1 protein-coding gene is annotated in these 1,315 nt (G+C 49.8%); it reads left to right on the forward strand.

The window, feature by feature from the left end:
* The first annotated feature begins 71 nt into the window (after positions 1-71).
* Positions 72-1,280 carry an IS256 family transposase gene (locus tag CWM52_RS25855; RefSeq protein ID WP_100686658.1) on the forward strand — a complete coding sequence of 403 codons (1,209 nt, stop codon included), beginning with the start codon at positions 72-74 and terminating at the stop codon, positions 1,278-1,280.
* The last annotated feature ends 35 nt before the right edge of the window (positions 1,281-1,315 follow it).

The raw sequence follows: 1,315 nt of genomic DNA on the forward strand, positions 1-1,315 counted from the left end.
GAGACTGTAATTTAAATTGTGTAATTGCCTGTTTTTGATATGTTCACTCCAACAACGGAGACAGGCAAAGTATGGACGAAAAGAAACTCAAAGCCCTTGCGGCTGAACTGGCCAAAGGCCTCAAAACGGAAGCTGACCTCAACCAGTTTTCCCGTATGCTGACAAAGCTTACCGTCGAAACAGCCCTCAATGCCGAACTCACTGACCATCTCGGTCATGAGAAAAATGCCCCTAAATCAGGCTCTAATACCCGAAACGGTTACTCGACCAAAACCGTGTTATGCGACGAGGGTGAGATTGAACTCAGCACGCCACGCGACCGTGAAAATACCTTTGAGCCGCAATTGATAAAGAAAAATCAGACGCGCATTACGCAGATGGACAGCCAGATTTTATCCCTCTATGCCAAAGGTATGACCACGCGGGAAATCGTTGCAACCTTCAAAGAAATGTATGATGCCGATGTCTCCCCCACGTTGATATCCAAAGTGACCGATGCCGTTAAAGAACAGGTCAGTGAGTGGCAAAATCGTCCGTTAGATTCACTGTATCCCATTGTTTACCTTGACTGTATTCTGGTGAAAGTCCGGCATGGCGGCAGCGTTATCAACAAAGCGGTGTTCCTCGCGCTGGGTATCAATACCGAAGGCCAGAAAGAGTTACTGGGTATGTGGCTGGCTGAGAACGAAGGCGCGAAGTTCTGGCTCAATGTGCTGACGGAGCTGAAAAATCGGGGTCTTCAGGATATCCTGATTGCCTGCGTGGACGGTCTGAAAGGCTTCCCGGATGCGATAAACAGCGTCTACCCGCAGACACATATCCAGCTATGCATCATTCACATGGTGCGCAACAGCCTGAGGTATGTCTCATGGAAGGACTACAAAGGGGTCACCAGTGGGCTGAAAGCGGTGTATCAAGCCCCGACAGAGGAAGCGGCACTGATGGCGCTGGATAAGTTTGCCGGTGCCTGGGATGAAAAATACCCGCAAATCAGCAAAAGCTGGCGTGCGCACTGGGAAAACCTCAACACCTTCTTCGGCTACCCACCGGATATCCGCAAGGCCATCTACACGACGAATGCCATCGAATCACTGAATAGTGTGATACGGCAGGCGATAAAGAAACGCAAGGTGTTCCCGACGGATGACTCAGTACGCAAAGTGGTTTATCTGGCGATACAATCGGCGTCGAAAAAATGGAGTATGCCGATCCAGAACTGGCGGCTGGCAATGAGCCGTTTTATTATCGAGTTCGGTGACCGCCTGAGCGACCACCTTTAATCGGATGGCAATTACACAGAATTATTTACAGGGTC

Origin of the sequence: Raoultella sp. T31 (assembly GCF_002806725.1) — a bacterium.
Lineage (GTDB): Bacteria > Pseudomonadota > Gammaproteobacteria > Enterobacterales > Enterobacteriaceae > Klebsiella > Klebsiella electrica.